General features: G+C 67.4%; 12 protein-coding genes. 7 read left to right on the top strand and 5 right to left on the bottom strand.

Translation table 11 applies throughout. The features are described from left to right. Positions 1-6 precede the first annotated feature (6 nt). Positions 7-5,277, top strand: a complete 5,271-nt coding sequence (gene pks13, locus MNAB215_RS09665) for a polyketide synthase Pks13 (protein ID WP_245830426.1) — start codon at positions 7-9, stop codon at positions 5,275-5,277. 12 nt (positions 5,278-5,289) lie between these two features. Then, the gene (locus tag MNAB215_RS09670) at positions 5,290-6,861 is read left to right on the top strand and encodes an acyl-CoA carboxylase subunit beta (protein WP_077078672.1); all 1,572 of its coding nucleotides are present in this window, start codon (positions 5,290-5,292) and stop codon (positions 6,859-6,861) included. 169 nt (positions 6,862-7,030) lie between these two features. Here MNAB215_RS09670 and MNAB215_RS09675 read toward each other — a convergent pair whose 3' ends face one another. From MNAB215_RS09675 to MNAB215_RS09685, 3 genes are all read right to left on the bottom strand, one after another. After that, positions 7,031-8,815 carry an acyl-CoA dehydrogenase family protein gene (locus MNAB215_RS09675; RefSeq protein ID WP_077078673.1) on the bottom strand — a complete coding sequence of 595 codons (1,785 nt, stop codon included), beginning with the start codon at positions 8,813-8,815 and terminating at the stop codon, positions 7,031-7,033. A 51-nt stretch (positions 8,816-8,866) separates the two neighbouring features. Next, positions 8,867-9,733, bottom strand: a complete 867-nt coding sequence (locus tag MNAB215_RS09680) for a cyclopropane mycolic acid synthase family methyltransferase (protein ID WP_077078674.1) — start codon at positions 9,731-9,733, stop codon at positions 8,867-8,869. 169 nt (positions 9,734-9,902) lie between these two features. Beyond that, positions 9,903-10,409 carry a hypothetical protein gene (locus MNAB215_RS09685; RefSeq protein ID WP_077078675.1) on the bottom strand — a complete coding sequence of 169 codons (507 nt, stop codon included), beginning with the start codon at positions 10,407-10,409 and terminating at the stop codon, positions 9,903-9,905. A gap of 293 nt (positions 10,410-10,702) precedes the next feature. On the opposite strand from MNAB215_RS09685, the gene MNAB215_RS09690 reads away from it, so the two are divergent. Then, positions 10,703-11,695, top strand: a complete 993-nt coding sequence (locus tag MNAB215_RS09690; RefSeq protein WP_077078676.1) for a hypothetical protein — start codon at positions 10,703-10,705, stop codon at positions 11,693-11,695. Between the two features lie 58 nt (positions 11,696-11,753). Then, entirely contained in the window at positions 11,754-12,017 is a 264-nt protein-coding gene (locus MNAB215_RS09695) for a hypothetical protein (protein WP_077078677.1), read from the top strand. Here MNAB215_RS09695 and MNAB215_RS09700 read toward each other — a convergent pair. Beyond that, a complete protein-coding gene (locus MNAB215_RS09700; RefSeq protein ID WP_077078678.1) occupies positions 12,014-15,247 on the bottom strand; it encodes an arabinosyltransferase domain-containing protein in 3,234 nt (1,077 codons plus the stop codon). The genes MNAB215_RS09695 and MNAB215_RS09700 overlap by 4 nt on opposite strands. Further along, complete coding sequence (locus MNAB215_RS09705; protein WP_077078679.1) at positions 15,244-18,561, bottom strand: arabinosyltransferase domain-containing protein; 3,318 nt, start codon at positions 18,559-18,561, stop codon at positions 15,244-15,246. The genes MNAB215_RS09700 and MNAB215_RS09705 overlap by 4 nt, the downstream gene beginning before the upstream one ends. Before the next feature lie 187 nt (positions 18,562-18,748). Between MNAB215_RS09705 and MNAB215_RS29705 the strand changes: the two genes are divergently transcribed. The 3 genes from MNAB215_RS29705 (at position 18,749) to MNAB215_RS09715 (ending at position 20,588) form a co-directional block, all read left to right on the top strand. Next, positions 18,749-18,904 (top strand): hypothetical protein, encoded by a 156-nt coding sequence (locus MNAB215_RS29705; protein ID WP_165691556.1) that lies wholly within the window; start codon positions 18,749-18,751, stop codon positions 18,902-18,904. A gap of 99 nt (positions 18,905-19,003) precedes the next feature. Beyond that, entirely contained in the window at positions 19,004-20,158 is a 1,155-nt protein-coding gene (locus MNAB215_RS09710; RefSeq protein WP_077081893.1) for a BTAD domain-containing putative transcriptional regulator, read from the top strand. A gap of 175 nt (positions 20,159-20,333) precedes the next feature. After that, positions 20,334-20,588 carry a hypothetical protein gene (locus MNAB215_RS09715; RefSeq protein ID WP_077078680.1) on the top strand — a complete coding sequence of 85 codons (255 nt, stop codon included), beginning with the start codon at positions 20,334-20,336 and terminating at the stop codon, positions 20,586-20,588. Positions 20,589-20,661: the final 73 nt, after the last annotated feature.

The raw sequence follows: 20,661 nt of genomic DNA on the forward strand, positions 1-20,661 counted from the left end.
TCCGACATGTCCGTGCCCGAGATGCGGCAGTGGCTGCGCAACTGGGTGGGCAACGCCGTCGGACAGTCGCCCGACGCGATCGACGAGTCGGTGCCGATGGTGGAGCTCGGCCTGTCGTCGCGCGATGCCGTGGCGATGGCCGCCGACATCGAAGACATGACCGGTGTCACGCTGTCGGTCGCGGTGGCTTTCCAGCATCCGACCATCGAATCTCTGGCGACCCGGATCGTCGAGGGCGAGCCGGAGCGCGAAGACGACGGGCTGGAAGGCTTCGACTGGACGCGCACCGGGCCCGCCGAGCGCGTCGACATCGCGGTCGTGGGCCTGTCCACCCGGCTGCCCGGGGATATGAACACCCCCGAGGAAACCTGGCAGGCCCTGATGGAGGGCCGCGACGCCATCACCGATCTGCCCGAGGGCCGCTGGTCGGAGTTCTTCGAGGAACCCCGGCTCGCCGAACGGATCAATCAGGCACGCACCCGCGGCGGATACCTCAAGGACATCAAGGGCTTCGACTCCGAGTTCTTCGCGGTGGCCAAGACCGAGGCCGACAACATCGACCCGCAGCAGCGGATGGCGCTCGAATTAACTTGGGAGGCACTCGAACACGCCCGCATCCCGGCGTCGAGCCTGCGCGGCGAGGCCGTCGGCGTCTACGTCGGCGTCTCGAGCAACGACTACGGCTTCATGGCGGTGTCCGACCCGACCGTCGCGCACCCCTATGCCATCACCGGCAACGCGACCTCGATCATCGCGAACCGGGTTTCCTACTTCTACGACTTCCGCGGCCCGTCGCTCGCGGTCGACACCGCGTGCTCGAGCTCGCTGGTGGCGGCGCATCAGGCAGTGCAGGCGCTGCGCAACGGCGAGTGCGACGTGGCGGTGGCGGGTGGCGTCAACGCGCTCATCACCCCCGCGGTGACCCTCGGTTTCGACGAGATCGGCGCGGTGCTCGCTCCGGACGGCCGGATCAAGTCGTTCTCCTCGGACGCCGATGGCTACACCCGCTCCGAGGGCGGCGGCATGCTGGTGCTCAAGCGGGTCGACGACGCCCGCCGCGACGGCGACCAGATCCTGGCCGTCATCGCCGGCAGCGCGATCAACCACGACGGCCGGTCCAACGGCCTGATCGCGCCGAACCAGGACGCGCAGGCCGAGGTGCTGCGCCGGGCCTACAAAGACGCGGGCATCGACCCGCGCAACGTCGACTACATCGAGGCACACGGCACCGGCACCGTCCTCGGCGACCCGATCGAGGCCGAGGCGCTGGGCCGGGTCGTCGGCCGGGGCCGGACCGCCGACCAGCCGGCGCTGTTGGGTGCGATAAAGACCAACGTGGGACATATGGAATCGGCCGCGGGCGTGGCCGCCATGGCCAAGGTGGTGCTCTCGCTGCAGCACAACAAGCTGCCGCCGTCCATCAACTTCGCCGGGCCCAGCCCGTACATCGACTTCGACGCGATGCGCCTGAAGGTCATCGACACCGCGACCGACTGGCCGCGTTACGGCGGCTACGCGCTGGCCGGTGTGTCCAGCTTCGGCTTCGGCGGCGCCAACGCGCACATGGTGGTGCGCGAGGTCCTGCCGCGCGACTTCTTCAAGAGTGTGGTCGAGCCCGACGCCAAGGCCCCCGAGGCGGCTTCCGCCGCGGCCCCTTCGCTGGAAGGCCACTCGCTGCGCTTCGACGACTTCGGGAACATCATCACCGACGAATACGAGGCCGACGACTTCGAGCCCGAGCTGCCCGGCGTCACCGACGAGGCGCTAGAGCTCAAGCAGGTGGCGCTCGAAGAGCTTGCGGCACAAGAGGAGGCGGAACCCACCACGCCCCTGATCCCCCTGGTGGTGTCGGCGTTTTTGACTTCACGGAAGAAGGCCGCGGCGGCCGAGCTGGCCGACTGGATGGAGAGCCCCGAGGGGCAGGCGGCCTCGCTGGAGTCGATCGGCCGCTCGCTCTCGCGGCGCAACCACGGCCGTTCGCGCGCGGTGGTGCTGGCCCACGACCACGAGGAGGCCATCAAGGGGCTGCGCGCGGTCGCCGAGGCCAAGCAGCGGCCGAACGTGTTCAGCGTCGACGGCCCGGTCAGCAACGGCCCGGTGTGGGTACTCGCCGGCTTCGGTGCGCAGCACCGCAAGATGGGCAAAAGCCTGTACCTGCGCAACCCGGTGTTCGCCGAGTGGATCGAGAAGGTCGACGCGCTGGTGCAGGACGAGCTGGGCTACTCGGTGCTCGAGCTGATCCTGGACGACTCGCAGGACTACGGCATCGAAACCACGCAGGTCACCATCTTCGCGATCCAGATCGCGCTGGGTGAGCTGCTCAAGCACCACGGCGCCCAGCCCGCCGCGGTGGTCGGGCAGTCGCTGGGTGAAGCGGCGTCGGCGTATTTCGCCGGCGGCCTGTCGCTTCGCGATGCCACCCGGGCGATCTGCTCGCGCTCGCACCTGATGGGTGAGGGCGAGGCGATGCTGTTCGGCGAGTACATCCGGCTGATGGCGCTGGTGGAGTACTCCGCCGACGAGATCAAGACGGTCTTCTCCGACTTCCCCGACCTGGAGGTGTGCGTCTACGCCGCGCCGACCCAGACCGTCATCGGCGGCCCGCCCGACCAGGTCGACGCGATCATCGCCCGCTGTGAGGCGGAGGGTAAGTTCGCCCGCAAGTTCCAGACCAAAGGCGCCAGCCACACCCAGCAGATGGACCCGCTGCTGGGCGAGCTCACCGCCGAGCTGCAGGGCATCAAGCCGATGAGCCCGACCGCGGGGATCTACTCGACTGTGCACGAGGGCAGCTACATCAAACCCGGCAGCGACCCGATTCACGATGTCGAGTACTGGAAGAAGGGGCTGCGCCACAGCGTCTACTTCACCCACGGCATCCGCAACGCCGTCGACAGCGGCCACACCACGTTCGTGGAGCTGGCGCCCAACCCGGTGGCGCTGATGCAGGTGGGCCTGACCACGGCGGACGCCGGGCTGCACGACGCCCAGCTGATCCCGACGCTGGCCCGCAAGCAGGACGAGGTCGAGTCGATCACGTCGACACTGGCCCAGCTCTACGTATACGGCCACGACCTGGACCCCCGCACGTTGTTCAGCCCCGCCAAGGGCCCGTGGGAGTACGCGAACATCCCGCCGACCCGATTCAAGCGCAAAGAGCACTGGCTGGACGTCCACTTCTCCGGCGACGGCTCCGTGCTTCCGCCGGGGTCCCACGTGGCGCTGCCGGATGGCCGCCACGTCTGGGAGTACGCGCCCCGCACCACCACCGACCTGGCTGACCTGGTGAAACAGGCTGCGGCCCAAGTCATTCCGGATGCGCAGCTGACGGCTGCCGAGCAGCGGGCGGTGCCCGCCTACGGCTCCCGGCTGGTCACGACGCTGACCCGCCACCCCGGCGGCGCGTCGGTGCAGGTGCACGCGCGCGTCGACGAGTCGTTCACGCTGGTGTACGACGCACTGGTCAGCCGCGGCGGTGTCGCGTCGGTGCTGCCGACCGCGGTCGGCGCCGGCACGGCCATCACGGCCGGGACCACTGTCGCGGCCGTCAGCGCTACGCCCGTGGGCGATGCGCCGGTCGGCGATCCGCGGCTGGCCGCGCTCAGTGCCGGCGAGGACCCCGAGTCCGAGACGCTGGGGGACAGCCTGACCACCCGCTACATGCCCGCCGGCTTCACCAAGTGGTCACCGGATTCCGGCGAGACCATCGGCGAGCGGCTGGGCGCGATCGTGGGTGCGGCCATGGGCTACGAGCCCGAGGACCTGCCGTGGGAGGTGCCGCTGATCGAGCTGGGCCTGGACTCGCTGATGGCGGTGCGGATCAAGAACCGCGTCGAGTACGACTTCGATCTGCCGCCCATCCAGTTGACGGCCGTGCGCGACGCCAACCTCTACGCCGTCGAGAAGCTGATCGAGTACGCGATCGAGCACCGCGACGAGGTCGAGCAGCTGCACGAGCACCAGAAGACGCAGACGGCCGACGAGATCGCCAGGGAGCAGGCCGAGCTGCTGCACGGCGGCCCCAAGACCGGCACCGACGCGCCGGCGGCCACCGAGCCAGGGTCCGCGCCGACCCCGCCCGCCGGGGACCTGCCGGTTCCGCCGCCGCCGACCGATCCGTCCGGCCCCGCGAGCAACGGAGCCAAGAAGGATCTCGCCGGGGCGCTCAGCCAGGAAGCCGTCGCCAAGGCGCTGAACTCCGATGTGCCACCGCGCGATGCGGCCGAGCGGGTCGTCTTCGCCACCTGGGCGATCGTCACCGGGAAGTCTCCGGGCGGCATCTTCAACCCGCTGCCCAAGCTGGACGACGACACCGCCGCCAAGATGGCGCAACGACTTGCCGAGCGCGCCGAGGGGCCGATCAGCGCCGAGGACGTGCTGACGTCGGAGACCATCGAGGCGCTGGCCGAGAAGGTGCGCGCCTATTTCGAGGCCGGCCAGATCGACGGCTTCGTCCGCACCCTGCGCGCCCCGGAGAACGACTCACAGGTGCCGGTGTTCGTGTTCCACCCCGCCGGCGGGTCGACCGTGGTGTACGAGCCGCTGCTCAAGCGGCTGCCGCCGGGCACGCCGATGTACGGCCTCGAGCGCGTCGAGGGCACCGTCCAGGAGCGGGCCGCCCAATATGTGCCGAAGCTGTTGGAAATCAACGGAGATAAGCCGTTCATCCTGACCGGGTGGTCGCTGGGCGGTGCGCTGGCGTACGCGTGCGCGATCGGGTTGAAGCGGGCCGGTGCCGACGTCCGCTTCGTCGGGATGATCGACACGGTGCGCGCTGGCGAGGAGATCCCGCAGACCAAGGAGGAAACGCGCAAGCGCTGGGACCGTTACGCGAAGTTCGCCGAGCGGACCTTCAACGTCGAGATTCCGGGGATCCCCTATGAGCAGCTCGAAGAGCTCGACGATGAGGGGCAGGTCAAGTTCGTGCTGGACATCGTCCAGCAAAGCGGCGTGCAGGTCCCGGGCGGCATCGTCGAGCACCAGCGGACGTCCTATCTGGACAACCGGGCGCTCGAGACCGTCCAGATCGAGCCCTACGACGGCCACGTCACCCTCTACATGGCCGACCGCTACCACGATGACGTCATCGCGTTCGAGCCGCGGTACGCGATCCGCCAGCCGGACGGCGGCTGGGGCGAGTTCGTGGCGGACCTGGAGGTGGTGCCGATCGGTGGCGAGCACATCCAGGCCATCGACGAACCGATCATCGCCAAGGTCGGCGCTCACATGGCTGAGGTGCTGGGTAATGTCGAGGCGCAAACCAGTCAGACGAGTTGAGGTAGGCAAGTAGTGACGGGTACTGAGCTTTCTCGCGCACACACGGCAGCCGAGAAGCTGGCCGAACTGCGTGCTCGCCTGGAGTTGGCCAAAGAGCCCGGCGGCGAGAAGGCCGCCGCCAAGCGCGACAAGAAGGGCATCCCGAGCGCGCGTTCCCGGGTGTACTCGCTGGTCGACCCGGGGACCTTCCTGGAGATCGGTGCCTTGGCCAAGACGCCCAACGATCCCAACGCGTTGTACGGCGACGGGGTCGTCACCGGTCACGCGTTGATCGACGGCCGACCGGTCGGGGTGTTCTCCCATGATCAGACGGTCTTCCAGGGCACGGTCGGGGAGATGTTCGGCCGCAAGGTCGCCCGCCTGATGGAGTGGTGCGCGATGGTCGGCTGCCCGATCATTGGCATCCAGGACTCAGGTGGCGCCCGGATTCAGGACGCGGTCACCTCGCTTGCCTGGTACGCCGAGCTGGGCCGCCGCCACGAGGCGCTGTCCGGGCTGGTGCCCCAGATCTCTCTCATTTTCGGCAAATGTGCTGGGGGAGCGGTGTATTCGCCGATCCAGGACGATCTCCTGGTCTCCGTGCGCGACCAGGGCTACTTCTTCGTCACCGGGCCGGACGTGATCCGGGAAGTCACCGGCGAGGACGTCAGCCTCGACGAGTTGGGTGGCTCCGACGCCCAGGCCCGCTACGGCAACATCCACCAGGTCGTCGACTCCGAAGCCGACGCATTCCAGTACGTGCGTGACTTCCTGTCCTTCCTGCCGTCGAACTGCTTCGACACCCCGCCGATCGTCAATCCGGGCCTGGAGCCCGAGATCACCCCGACCGACCTGGAACTCGACGCGATCGTTCCGGACTCGGACAACGCGGCCTACGACATGCACGAAATCCTGCTGCGGATCTTCGACGACGGCGACTTCCTCGACGTCGCAGCGCAGGGCGGGCAGGCCATCATCACCGGGTTCGCCCGGGTCGACGGGCGCCCGGTCGGCGTCATCGCCAACCAGCCCATGTATCTGGCCGGGTCGATCGACAACGAGGCCTCCGACAAGGCCGCGCGGTTCATCCGCTTCTGTGACGCGTTCGAAATCCCGCTGGTCTTCGTGGTCGATACCCCCGGATTCCTGCCGGGAGCCGAGCAGGAGAAGAACGGCATCATCAAGCGTGGCGGCCGGTTCCTGTACGCGGTGGTCGAGGCCGACGTGCCGAAGGTGACGATCACCATCCGCAAGTCCTATGGGGGCGCCTACGCCGTCATGGGATCGAGGCAGCTGACCGCCGACTTCAACTTCGCGTGGCCCACCGCGCGCATCGCGGTGATCGGTGCGGAGGGCGCTGCGCAGCTGCTGATGAAGCGCTTCCCGGACCCGACCACACCCGAGGCGCAGCAGATCAAGAAGGATTTCATCGAGGGCTACAACCTGAACATGGCGATCCCGTGGACCGCCGCCGAACGCGGGTTCATCGACGCGGTCGTCGACCCGCACGACACCCGGCTGCTGCTGCGTAAATCGCTACGTCTGTTGCGGGACAAGCAGTTATGGTTCCGCGTCGGACGCAAGCACGGGTTGATACCGATCTAGCCTTCGAGTCACACCCACCCCAGCGGCACCGGGAAACCTCGGGGCATGCGGATCGGAAATGCGATAGCGCATGCGATATCTCTTTCCAAAAGTGTTCTAGCCCTGCCGTTTTGGTGCCGCTGTGGCCAGTGTGACCAGCTATGGGGCGGGTTCGACTTGTGGAGCTTCCTCATAGCGCCAGCGCGCCGTCCACCAACTCGTCGAAACGGTCGAGTGCCTCGTCGGAGTCGGCGTCGATGCCGCGCAGTGGTCCGCGATCGGCGAGATAGCGTTGCGCGTACAACCGAGCGACCAGGGCCGTGTGGTCGATGCCGAAAGTCGTTCTCTCCCAAGCGGATCGCTCGATGAGCAGCGAACCCGCGTACACGTCGCCCATGAACTGAGCGAGCGGGAACAGCCGCGCCTCGGCGACGGCGCCATCGAGTTTGGCCCACGCCGTGATCGCATCATCCAGGTGTTCGATGCGGCGGGCCACCAGATCCGTCGTCTCGTCGCCGTCGGAGACCGACACCGCGTCATGCATCCGGGCCAACAGCGTCTCGTGCGCCTGAGTCTGCTCGATCCCGCGCCGCACATCCAGACACAGAATGTTGTCCGGGCCTTCCCAGATCGTATTCACCTGCGCGTCGCGCAGCAGTCGGGCCACCGGCCACGTCTCGATATAGCCGTTGCCGCCGTGGATTTCGATCGCGTCGGAGGCTGCGGTGATCCCCAGCCGGCACACCTTGAGTTTGGTGACCGGCACCGCGATGCGCTGTCGCATGCCGCGCGGCTGGCGGTGGTTCGGTGCCCCGATGCCGTCGAAAACCATTGCCTGCGCGGCCTCGACGTCGACGATCAGCTCGGCCAGCTTGCGCCGCATCAGCGGCTTGTCGATCAGCGCGCCACCGAACGCTCGCCGCTGCCGCGCGTAGCAGAGCGATTCAACGAGGGCGCGGCGCGCGTTGCCGAGGCCGAACAGCGCGATGCCGAGTCGGGCGGCGTTGGTCAGCTCCATCATCCTGCCCAGGCCCTTGCCGTCGGACGGACCGCTGTCGGCGGTCGGCTCGCCGGACAGCAAAAAAGCTTCTGCGTCAACGAATTCGACTTCGCCGGAAGCCACCGAGCGAGTGCCGAGCTTGTCCTTCAACCGACGCACCCGCACCCCGTTGCGCGAACCGTCGCGGCGGGTGCGCAGCACCAGGAAGTTCGCGACGCCGCGCGACGAGTCGGGCGCGCCCTCGGGTTTGGCCAGCACGACGAACGCCTCTCCGGCGCAGTTGGAGGCAAACCACTTGAATCCGTTGAGCAGCCAGGCATCTCCGGCACGCGTCGCGGTGGTCTCCAACGCCCCCAGATCGGAGCCGCCGGTGCGCTCGGTCAGCAGCTGTGCCGTCTCGCCCGCCCACTCGCCGGACGCGAACTTGGCCAGCACGTGCTCGCGGACATCGGCCGGCGCGTAGGCGGACACCAGCGACTGCACCATGCCGCCGCCAGTGCCCAGCGCGCAGCCCATCCCGATATCGGCTTGATTGAGTAGGTAATTCGATGCGAACAACGCCAGCCCCGAGCTCACCTGGGCCGCCCGCGCGTCGGTGCGCAGCGCGTGCTGCGCCTCCAGGACGGCGCGCTTGGATTCGGTGAACGACGACGGCATGACAACTCGGCTGATGTCGTGTCCCCAGCGGTCGTAGCGCTGCAGCCGCGGCGGGTTCTGGTCGGTTTCTTCGGCCCACCGCGCGACCGGGCCGCCCATCAGCTCTCCGATGCGGGTCAGATGGGGCTCGACGACGGCCAGCTCGTCGGGCTTCAGGTAGTAAGCCATGGTGGCCTGCAGGGTCGGGTCGGTGAGGTACCAGTTGAGGCCCACGGCGCCGCGGTAGTCGTCCGTTTGGTAGCGCTGCGCCTTTTCCGGAGTTGAGAAGGGCAACCTGTCGACGGCCTCTAGCCCGTATTGCGGGCCGTAGTCGCTCATGATGCGACGGTATTACAGCTGCGACCTAGCGTGAAGAACTGCCGCGCCGCGCTACTTCCGCAGGGTGAATTGGTTGAGGTCGGTGTAACCCTTGCGGAAGAGATTCGCGCAGCCGGTCAGGTACTTCATGTACATCTCGTAGACCTCTTCGGACTGAATCTCGATGGCCTCGGCCGTGTGTGCCTCGAGCCCCGCGGCCCATACGTCGAGGGTCTTTGCGTAATGCCGCTGCAGTGATTGGCGACGCTTCAGCTTGAAGCCGGCCTTGGCCGAGAATTCCTTCACCATGTCGATGGTCGGCAGATAGCCGCCCGGGAAGATCTCCGTCTTCATGAAGTCGCTGAACTCGACTATCGCCGGAGTCAGCGGCAAGCCCGACGCGATGATCTCCCTCTCCGAGAGGACGGTGATGGTGTGCAGCAGGAACGTGCCACCAGCCGGCAACAGCTCATACGCCCTCTCGAAGAAAGCCGTGTAGCGGTCGTAGCCGACATGCTCGAGCGGGCCGATCGCGACGATTCGGTCCACCGGCTCGTGAAAGCGCTCCCAGCCCTCGAGCAGCACGCGCCTGGAGCGCGGGGTGTCGAGTTCGTCGAGCATCTTTTGTGCATAGGCGGCCTGGTTCTTGGACAGCGTCAAGCCGACGACATTGACGTCGTATTTCTCGATGGCCCGCAGCATGGCGGCGCCCCAGCCACAGCCGAGGTCCAGCAGCGTCATGCCCGGCTCCAAGCCCAGCTTGCCAAGCGAGAGGTCGATCTTGGCGATCTGCGCCTGTTCCAGCGTCATGTCGTCGCTGCCAAGCCAGTAGGCGCACGTGTACATCTGGGTGCGGTCGAGGAACAGGCGGAAGAAGTCGTCAGATAGGTCGTAGTGCGCCTGAACATCCTCGAAATGCGGCGTCAGTTCCTCAGCCATGACTGTGCTGCCTTTCCCTGGACACCACCGGCGTGATGCGCCAGGTAGGCCGTCGGGTGGTCCAGTCACTATTCGGCCCGAAGGGGTGAGTCGTGCATCACTCTAAGGCGAACTCGGTTGGAGTGCTTCGCCGAAGTCGAGGTGGGTCGAATGGCTGGACTACGGCCGGCTATACCGGCGCCACGAACTCCGAGGTGTAGAACTCGGCCGGATTTTGCGAGTGCGGATTGCCGCGCTCGATGATCACCCAGACGCCCGTCGTTCCCGGTCGAAGGCCTTCGGTGATGGTCACCGTGCCGTCGCCGGCCGCGTCGGTGTCGAATCCGGAAAAGGCCGTACCCGGATCCCCTGGGCCGCAGGTCGCCGACGCCGGCCGCGGTTCCTGAATCAAGCCGACGTCGAAATGCGTGCCCGGCTCCGGCGAGTCGGTCAGGTGGACTTCGGCGGTCGCGCTCGATCCGGAGTGGCGGATGACGGCCGAACCGGTGCCAAGACCGGGGTGCGCCACCATGGGATCGGTGCTGATCAGGCTGAAATCGCAACGCCGAAGGTCGCTGTCCAGCACGACGGTGGTGCCGGCTTCGGCCGCGGCCCTTGTGATCTCGACGCCCATCACCGTGGTCACCGCCGCGGCGATCACCGCACCGCATGCGCCTACCCGTACGAAAGTGTGCACCGGGTCACCCCTCCCGCCTCCCTATTGCCTGCATCACAGCGGAGATAGATATTGACCGGAATTCGCCGGAATTAAACGAAATGCCGGGAATTACTAAAACGTCAATAAATGGCACGCTATTTGACCGATGATGAATTAGTTTGGCCGAATGAATTTCGGCGGCGAGTTCACTGGGGACACCGGGCAAATTCGACGTCCGTCTCGCCGATGGTCAAATTCCGCCACCACCGAAGCCGCTCGCGGTTTATTGTGCCTGCTAGCGGGGGTTCGCTCACGGGTCACCGGGAGGTGCTGTGCAGGACGGGACGCCGGTCGGGCGCTATCAATTGCTGGAGATGATCGGCCGCAACGACAAGGGCGAAACGTGGCGGGCTTTCGACAATGTGACCCACCGAGTCGTCGCGGTGACAGTCCTGACCGGTGACGCCGGCAATGCCGTGACGATCCTGGCCGATGACGGCGGAAACACCGTGGCCAAGGAGCTTCCCCAATGGGCCGCCGGATCCGACCCGGCGCTGGATTACCCCGGCACAGGGTCCGGGTACGTGTACGAGTACCCGGCGTACTCACCGATCGGGTCCACGCCGGCCGGCCTCCCCTCCGACCAGCAGAAGCAGCAGGACGACTCGAAAGCACCGGGCCCGAAGGAATCTCGCAAGCGCCGGCTCGTCGTGCTGTCGAGCGCCGGCGTCATCGTGGTCGTCGCGGTCGTCGTCGCGGCGCTGGTCCTCACGAGTGCTCATCACGGTGGCGCGTCGCAGGCGTCCTCCACCAGCGCGTCGCCCGCCCCGGCCGCCAACACCGGCCCCTTCACCGGAACCTTCGCCGTGCGGGTGAGTGCCGCCACCCTGGCCGGCGGGGGCCCCGACGAGGATGGCGATGCGAAGGCATACACGGACACCTGGACTCTGCGCTCGGCGTGCAGCGCCAACGGCTGTGTCGCCACCGCGTCGGCCAACAACTTCGAGGTCTCCGACATGGTGTTCGACAACATCGGTAACAGCTGGTTCGCCGTCGCCATCTCGCATATCGATTGCTCCCGGCCGAATGACGAAGCGTGGAACGTGGTCTCGCTGGCGCCGCAGCGCGAGCGGGACCATGTCGGGCGAAGTGACCCGGGCGACGGCGAATGGCTGTTTCACCAAACGGACCGCGACCCTGACCCGAACGGGCGACACCGACATCTCGAAGCTGCCCGACCCCACTCACCTGGATCCGCGCGTGGTGTCACCGGCCGAAGCGCTGCACGGCAGTTACGACGATCAAACGACCTACGCGAGCGGTAGCAAATCTGACGTCAAGTACGGCGTGCGGACCGACTGCCTGCGCGCCGGCGATCGATGCATGAGCTTCTTCACCGGTGCGAGTGGCGAGGCGGCGTTCGTCTTCGCAAACGGGGTGTGGACCCTCAACCAGGACTACGCGAGCGGTTGCTCATCGGGCCCTCAAGCCCATGCCAACTTCACCGAGACGATGGCGCTGCCGCAACCGCTCCAGAACCCCGTCACCTCGCTGTCCGCGCATGGCTACGAAAACGTGACACAGGTACCGGGCGCCACTTGCCGCAGTCAGACGTACGGCGAAACCTACACTCGCACAGGAGATTAGGGCTTAATGCGGATCTGTCCCGGCGACCACCAGCCGGTGCGGGTCGCGGTGCCCAGGTCGAGTTGGGCCGGATGGGCATCCGCGATGGTCTCGAACTGACGCAAGGATCCCCAGTCGCGGCCCCAGTCATGGGACAGGTAGGTGGACATCACGTGCGCGCGCAGCAGCAGGTCGGTGATGCCCAGCAGGCCGCCGTTGACGCCGTCCTGCCAGGTGTCGGTGTCCATCTTCTTGGCGTTGTAGTCGGGGGTGATGCGGAATTTCGGGATCTCGGTGACGCCGTTGACGTGCAGCATCGGCTGCTGGCAGGGGAAGGCCAGCCCGACCGCCCAGTCCAGCAGCACCGGCTGCGTCGAGCCGACGTACTCCTGCAGCGAGCGCAGCTCCGGCACCCGGGGCGGGGTCACCGCGATCCAGTCGTCCGGCGTCAGGGACAGGTCCTCGGCCACCACCCGGACCGCGACCGCGTCGGCGGGCATCTGGGAGCGCGCGAACCGCAGGTTGCGCCAGACCTTCGGCTGCTCGCCGTAGAGGTCGTAGGGCGTCAGGCGGCCGGCCGGTTGCACGGCGCCGCCGGGACCGGGCTTGCCGAATTCCAGTACGACCGTTTGTCCGGTGGTGTGGTGGTGCAGGATGCTGTCGCCGGCGATGGTGCCCGCGGCGGTGACCACCGCTAGCGGGTGTCCGGCGTCGGGCTTCGGTAGCTGGTACCACGCCGAGGTCAGCCTGCTCTGCTGTTGGGCGCCGGTGGTATAGCTACCGGCCACCGGAATCCGTTGCGGGTCAAGGCCGTAGGGCAGCGGGAGTGTCGACCCGTTGATGCCCGGTGTCTTCAGCTTGGTCGGCGCATCCCAGTCGTAGTCGGTCCCGGGCTGGGGCACCGTCGTCTCCCGGATGGCCTCGGCCAGCGTGCGTTCCGGCACACCGTTGGGGGTGAATCCCGTCGGGTTGACCCCGCCCAGCGGGCCCAACGGGCCGTAGTTGTCGGGCAGGGCCGCCATGAAGCCGGCGTTGCTGTCCGGCTCGACGAGCACGTCGTCGGCCAGGCCGCAGCCCCCGCTGAACTCGCGCAAGTTGTCCCAGGCATTGGAATAGGTGGGGTACTGACGTACGACGCCGGCCACCATCGAACCTACGAAGACCAGCGTCATGAAGCCCGCGGCGACAGGGATGGGCGCGGCCGTCAGCGCGCGCGCCAGCCGCCCCTCGCCGTGGCTCGTGTCCGCGAAGTGCAGCCAGGCCGCGTACACCGCGGTAATCGCGAACAGCGCGAAAAATATTGTGCTGATTGAGATTCCGCCGACTTTCGGCATGGAGCTGTTGAACGGCACGCCGTAGCTCGAGACGTACCACCAACCGTTGGTGGTGGCGAAGCAGAGCGCCAACACGAACATCACCGCCGACACGAATGCCATCCGGTTGCGCGACCAGCGCAGCACCTTCGGCGACACCAGCACCGTCGTCAGCGCGGCCATCGCGGCGCCCACCGCGGCGAAGAGCCCGAAGTGGTGCACCCACTTGGTCGGGGTGAACATCAGGAAGAACATGGTGCCGAAGATGACACCCATCAGGCGCCACGCCGGTCCGCGGGCCACTCCCGGAACTCGCTTGCGCCGCAACATGATAAACAGCGCCGTGAACAGACTGAGCGCGGTGATCAGGAACCCGAACCGGCGCGACAGTGAACCGTCGACGGTCGGCAGGATGAGGTAGTAGTAGCGCAGATTCTCGGTGTACCAGGCCTGGCTGGGCCCGATCGCGGTGCGAATCCTGGTGGCTTCCAACACCGTTGACAGCGTCTGGTCGGCGAACACGACGGTGAGGATGACGAAGCCGGCGGCCAGCAGCGGGGCCACCAGCGGCCAGGTCCCGACCGCGCGATGGCGGCGGACCAGAATCCGCAGGATCGGACGGCCACCGGCGACCAGCGCGGCCACCGCGATCAGACCGGTGGGCTGCACGCCGAGGGTAAATGCCGCGGTGACCACCGCCAGGGCCGCCGGGGTCAGCCGGGACGCGCACATCGAGCGCTCGATCAGCACGTAGGTGATCAGCGAACCGAGGGCGATGATCGGTTCGGGACGCAGGCCGTTGTCGAACGGCATCCACGCGGTCAGCAGGACCAAGCCCGCCGCCCAGTTGGCGGCCTTGCTCGACGTCACCGCGGGCCCCAGCCGGGGCAGCACCTCCCGCGACAGCAGCAGCCAGCAGACCAGCCCGGCGACCAGGTCCGGCAGTCGCATCCACAGGCTGTTGTCGCTGACGTGGGTCATCAGCGCCAGCAAGTTGTAGTACCAACCGAACGGGTCCTCCGGGCTGCCGAACCAGCGGAAGTAGTTGGACATGTAGCCGGCGTGGTCGGCGACCCGGGCCATGCCCAGGATGTAGCCGTCATCCGAGGAGTTCGCCCCGATCACATGCCACAGCACGAACCCGAAAATGACCGTGGCATCGGCGAGGGTGAACTTTTTCCAGCGGGTCGGGATGAGCCGGTGCATCCGGCGACCGTCGAGCTGGTCGAGTCGCCACAGCGCGACCAGCGAGACAATGGTCGACAGGATGGCGCCCACCATCGCCAGCAACTTCAATGTCGTTGGAGTCGTGGAGAACCGGGTGTCGATGGTCGCCGAGAATCGCAATCCGGGCGGGGCGGGACCGGTCAGGTCGGTGAACACCCCGACAATCTGCGGGCGCAGGTTGGGGTCGGCGAAGCCGCCGGACTGGGGCTTGCCCGCGGCGTCGGTCAGCCCAACAAAGGTGGCGAAAGTGCCGGCGCGCGTGGAGGTTATCTCAATGCTGGAACATCCGGGGGCACCTGGGCCCCCCTCCGCTTGGTCGCGCGACACGCTGGCGATCACCACGTTGCGGTCGGTGACGTCGACGCGCTTGCCGTTGACCACGACGAACAACGCATTGAGCGCCGCGTCCTTGCCCTTCTTGGGCGCGGTGCTCAGCACGACGCCGCCATCGGCCGGCAGGTCGCGCACCACGGCGCACGGCACACTGGCGGTCAGGTCCACCGGAGATAGCGAAATCAGCGGTGCGGTAACACTGTTCAATTGGCCATTCTGTGGCCAGTTGAGCATCGCCGTCGTCTGCACGACCGGCAACAGCGGTGTCGCCACCGACAACAGAAAACCGATCAGCCCGGCGATAGTCGCGATCCAGCGCGTGGTCCGTACGTCGCGGCCGGAGGCGGCTGCTGCTTGTCTCTCGATGACCGTGCTCATGGCAGTGCCCGAATCGGTCCTTGCCGGCTCAAGCCGTACATGGTCTGCACGCCCTGTTCTATGACGGCATTCGGCGCCTGATCACTGGGCACCAATGGGAAATACTGCTCGACCGATCCCCAATCGCGATACCAGTCGCCGCGCAGGTAGGTCGAGATCGTCGAGGTCCGCAGCAGCACTTGAGTGAACAGGAACGGCCCGCCTGTCTCGCTGGCCTCCCAACCGTTCGACGACGACGCCGTCTGTTTGTGGTCGGGAAGGAGGCGATACCGCGGAAGTTCGGCAACGCCGAGGTGTTCGGAGAAGGGCCGCTGGCACGGGAAGTTGGCCGCGGTAGCGATGTCCATCAGCACCGGGTCGCGCGATCCGATCAATTGCTGCAGGGTTTGCAGCACCGGGACCCGCGGCGGCGTGAACGAGAACCATTGATCCGAACTCAGATTCGGGTCGTAGGCGACGATGCGTGCCACATTGGCCTCAGGCGGCGCCCAGGTCAGCGGGAACCGTAGATTGCGCCAGGCCGGCTCCGGCCCGATGTCGATCGGCTGGACCTCCGCGAGTGGCTGGGTGGTGCCGTCGGGGCGCGTGACGCCCCACTGCAGTTTGAGCGACTGCCCGTAGGTGAAGGTGCCGTCCTCTTTGTACGACCAGATGGCGCCGGCGGCCGATACCACGACGATCGGGCGGTCGGGGGTCCGCGGCGGCAACTGGTACCAGGACGAGGTGGCGGTGGCGGCCAGGGTGTTCTCGCCGTAGCTGCCCATCACCGGGGTGCGGGCCGGGTCGAGGCCGAACGGGAGCGCGACGTTCGATCCGTTCACCCCGACCGGGCCCTTCCCTCCGGCGGTGCCCGCGGAGTCACTCATGGCGGCATTGGGCTTGTTGGGTGACGCGTCGGAATTCACCACCCCCGGTTTGGTCACCACCGGGTACGACCTCAGGTCATCACCCACCCCGTTGGGTTTGAACCCGACCGGGTTGACGCCGCCGAGCGGGCCGTCGGGGCCGAACGTCTGCCCCGGAACCGGTTGCAGCAGGCCAACATTGGGGTCAGGCTCGGCCAGCACGTCGTCGGCCATGGCGCAGCTGGTGGGCGACAACCCGGACTCCAGCGCCGCGAGGTTGGCCTTGGCGGTGGTGTACAGCGGGTAGCGGAAGACGGCGGCCTTGGCCAGCGAACCCACTTCGCCGAGCACCATGATCGTGGCGACCACCAGCAGCGGGGTCGACGCCAGGACGCGGTTTCGTCGGTTGTCCTTGACCTCGGTGTGCCCGGCGTAGTCCATGCGGAAGTGCTGCCAGGCGCCCAGCAGCCCGGTGATGATCGACAGCGTCAGGAACATCGACGTCACCGGGTGGCTGGCGATGACGGGCTGGATGTCGAACCACGGCACGCCGTAGTTGCCGACGTAGAACCAGCCGTTGATGCCCGAGGTCGCCCACGCCAGCACGAACAGCAGCGCAGTGACATACAGCGTCAGGTTGCGGCGGTTGTGCAGGCCGATCTGGGCGAAGGCGAACGCCGTCACCGCGCCCAGCGCTCCGGCCAGCCCGGCGAACGCGCCGAACTGGATGGCCCACTTCGTCGGGGTGAAGGTGAGCAGCAGCAAACCGATCGCGGTGGTGCCGATCAGCCGCCACACCGGTCCGCTGGCCAAGCCGCGCAGCCGGCCGCGCCGCAGCAGCACGACCAGAACAGCGAACAGGCACAGCAGCAGCACCAGCACCGCGAACCGCCGCGTCATCGACCCGTCGGCGTTGGACTCCACGGTGAGGAAGTAGTAGCGCAGGAAGTCCTGGTACCACGCGATCGTCGGCCCCACCTTGTATTTGATGCGGGCCGATTCGGCGACAGTGGCCAGCGTCTCGCTGCGGAAGACCACCACCAGGATCAGCGACAGCGAGGCCGCGAGCACCAGCAACGGCGCCAGCAGCCCATCGGTCTCGCGGCGCCGGCGGATCGTGCCGGCGATGGCCCGGGCCCCGGTCAGCAGCGCGGCGACGGCGATCAACCCCTGGGGCGCCAGCGTCACGGTGAGCATCGCCACTACGATCGCGATGGCCGCGGGAGCCAGTCGTCGCAGGGCGATCGAGCGCTCCACCAGCACCCAGGTGACCAGCACGCCCAGGGCGATCAGCGGCTCGGGCCGCAGGCCGTTGTTGAAGGGCAGCCAGGCGGCCAGGAACACCGCCCCGGCGGTGAACACGGCGACCCGGTTGGCGGCCAGGCCGCCCTTTCCCGGGCCGAGCCGGCGCAGCACGCAATGGCTGATGATCAGCCAGCAGCCGATCCCGGCCAGCAGGGCCGGCACCCGCATCCACACTCCGGCGGTGCTGATCGACGCGAATTTGGCCAGCACCGCCAGATACCAGTCGAACGGCGCCTCGGTCGTCCCGAAGTAGCGGTAGTAGTTGGCCACGTAGCCCGCTTGCGGCGCGACCCGGGCGATCGTCAGGTTGTAGCCGTCATCCGACGACGTGGCACCGATGACATGCCAGACCATCAACGTCCCGATCACCGCCGCGTCGGTCAGCCACGTGGCCACGCTGATCGGTCGGCCACCGCGCAGCCGTGGGCGGTACCGGGCCAGCCAGCCGATCGGGGATCGCCAGTTGATCAGGGTGCCGCCGCGGCTGTGGCGGTCCAGCACGGCCAACGCGACGACCGCGGCCAGGACCGCCAGCACGCCGATCGCCATCACCAGCTCCTTGAGGGCGGTGGGCGACGTGATGAATCGGGTGTCGATGTCGATGCGGGCCGACAGCCCGGGCTGCGCGGACACCTTCAGGTCCGTGAAGATCCCGCCCACCTGCGGCTTTTTCTCGGCGGGCAGCAGGCCCGCGGCGCCCGGTATGCCGACGAAGTCCGCACCCGCTGCACCCGCGTCGGCCCAGACGTGCAGGACGCTGCAGGCGCCGGCGGCCACGGCCGGGCGCGGCGCGACGGCGGCCACGGTGTCCCGGAACGCGACGACGACGACGTCTTTGTCGGCGCGGACGAACAGCCCGTTCTTGCCCGGATCGACGCCGCCGGTGGGCAGCGTCGAAACCACCAGGCCGCCGCTGGCGGGCAGGCCGGCTATCGCCGGGCAGGGAATGGAGATGTCCAGGGCGCGCGGCGCCCCGGACACCAGCGGAGCGGTGACCTGCGCGATGTGCCCGTCCACGGTGCCCTGCGGCCACAGCACGGTCGCCGTCGTCTGTCGGACAGGCAACAACGGAACCAGAAGGCATAACAGTAGGCCCAGGCTTCCGGCGACGATGGCGACCAACCGCGGGAACCGCTGCGATCGCTGGATTCCGTCGTGGGGCACGAGGGTCGATCGTAAGCGACGGCCCTGAGTGCGGTGAGGACGCGGGGCCGCGCAGCCGCGACCGGGCTCCCGGACTCTTCCGCGGTGGCGCGGAGATTCGTAACATTTCTTGTTCGGGGCCGAAAATATCGTCAAAGCACCAAAATTCTTGTGCGCGCGCTCCGCGCATTTAGCGAGAGGGCCCCCTGTGACGGCACCGACCGAGGACAGGTCCGAGGCCTGCGTCGTTAGTCTTCTCGACTGGTTGCGCGCCAAGGCATCCAGCGCCGAGGCAACCAAACTCGAGCAATTGGTGAGTCTGCTCAACGAGATTGTCGCGGCGGGCGTACTGCCCGCGCTTTAGGCCACCCGCCTGTCAAACCGGCTTCGCCGCCTCGGTGCGGTCAAAATGGGTCAGGGCCCCGCGAAACTGGCCCGAGAATCGGAGAAGGTTGACACCGCGATGAAGAACCCAGGACTCGGGTTTGGCGTCTTGGGGCCGCTGCTGATGACCACCAACGGCGCCCGCGTGCCCTTGGGTGCGCCGAAACAGCGAGCGGTGCTGGCCATGCTCCTGGTCCGCCGCAATCGCCCGGTGTCCGTCGAAGCGCTGATCGATGCCGTGTGGGACGGCGATCCCGTGCCCGCGGCCCGGACCAGCATCCAGTCCTACGTGTCGAACCTGCGCCGGCTGGTCCGTGACGCCGGGGGCAACCCCAATACCGTGCTGGCCAGCGCCCCGCCGGGATATCAGCTCAATGTCGCCGACGCCGACTGCGACATCGGCCGGTTCTTGGCCGAGAAGGCCGCGGGGATCCAGGCCGTCGCGGCGGGGCAGTTCGAGGAGGCCAGCGGCCGTCTGTCCGCAGCGCTGAGCGAGTGGCGCGGGCCGGCGCTGGACGACCTGCGCGACTTCGCCTTCGTCGATGCCTACGCCACCGCCCTCTTAGAGGAGCGGCTGGCGGTCCATACCGCGCGGGCCGAGGCCGAGATCGCGTGCGAACGTCCCGGGGCCGTCATCGCCGAACTGGAGATGCTGGTCTCCAGGTACCCCCACCACGAGCCGCTGTGGGCGCAGCTGATCACCGCCTACTACGTCACCGAGCGCCAGTCGGATGCCCTGCGGGCGTATCGGCGATTGAAATCGGAGTTGGCCGAGGGGCTCGGTATCGACCCCGGTCCGACGGTGAGTGCGTTGCACGAGCAGATCCTGCGCCAGGAGCCGCTGGCCGCCAGCCGCCCCAAACGGTCCAGGCGGGCGACGGTGACCACCAGTAAGCAAACCTCCGCCAAGTCCGAATCGGCTGCCCTGCAGGTGTTCAGCGAACCGGTGCTCGCCCGGCTGCGCGACAAGGCGGGACGCCAATATCCGATGACCGGCGCGACCACCCGGATCGGGCGGCTTGACGACAACGACATCGTTCTCGATGACACCGAGGTCAGTCGGCATCATGCGGTAATCACTGACACCGGAATGGGTTTCGTGATCACGGACCTGCGCTCGACCAACGGCGTCAAGGTGCAGCGCCGGCGTATCCGCCCCACCGCGGAGCTCGCCAACGGCGATCACATCCGCATCGGCAGTCACGAGTTTGTCTTCGAGATCCGCTCGCTGTAAGCAGCGCAGCGGCGGCCGACCTTAGCAAACGCAAGAATTTCGCAAGAATTTCACGACCGTCTGACAAGCGCGCTGCGCGAGTCTTAGTGAAGTCGGCCGAGGGGGTCGACCCCGACACGGGATTCCCTCACAATTCCGGGTTCGGGAAAGATTCGGGCAGTTAAGGATCCACACCATGAATGCCAACATCCCCAACGAAGAGACCCAGTCAGACACGACCGCCAAGCGGCCGTCCAAGCTCCGCATCGCCGCGGGCGTCGGACTGGCCACCATCGGCCTGTCGATCGCCGGATCGCTCATGCCGGCCGTCGCGTCCGCGGACCCTTACGTCCCGTGGAGCGGCCCGCTGCACCCGTTCCGCCACTACGCGGCCAACGTCATCGACCCCGCCTGGGCCCTGACGCACCCGCTTCGCGCCTTGATCCCCTGATCTCGACGACAGCTTCGGCCCCGCCTCCGGATTGACATCGCCGTCGCCCGGGGGCGGGGCTAACTGCATTGGA

The sequence above is a fragment of the Mycobacterium numidiamassiliense genome, from assembly GCF_900157365.1.
Classification (GTDB): domain Bacteria; phylum Actinomycetota; class Actinomycetes; order Mycobacteriales; family Mycobacteriaceae; genus Mycobacterium; species Mycobacterium numidiamassiliense.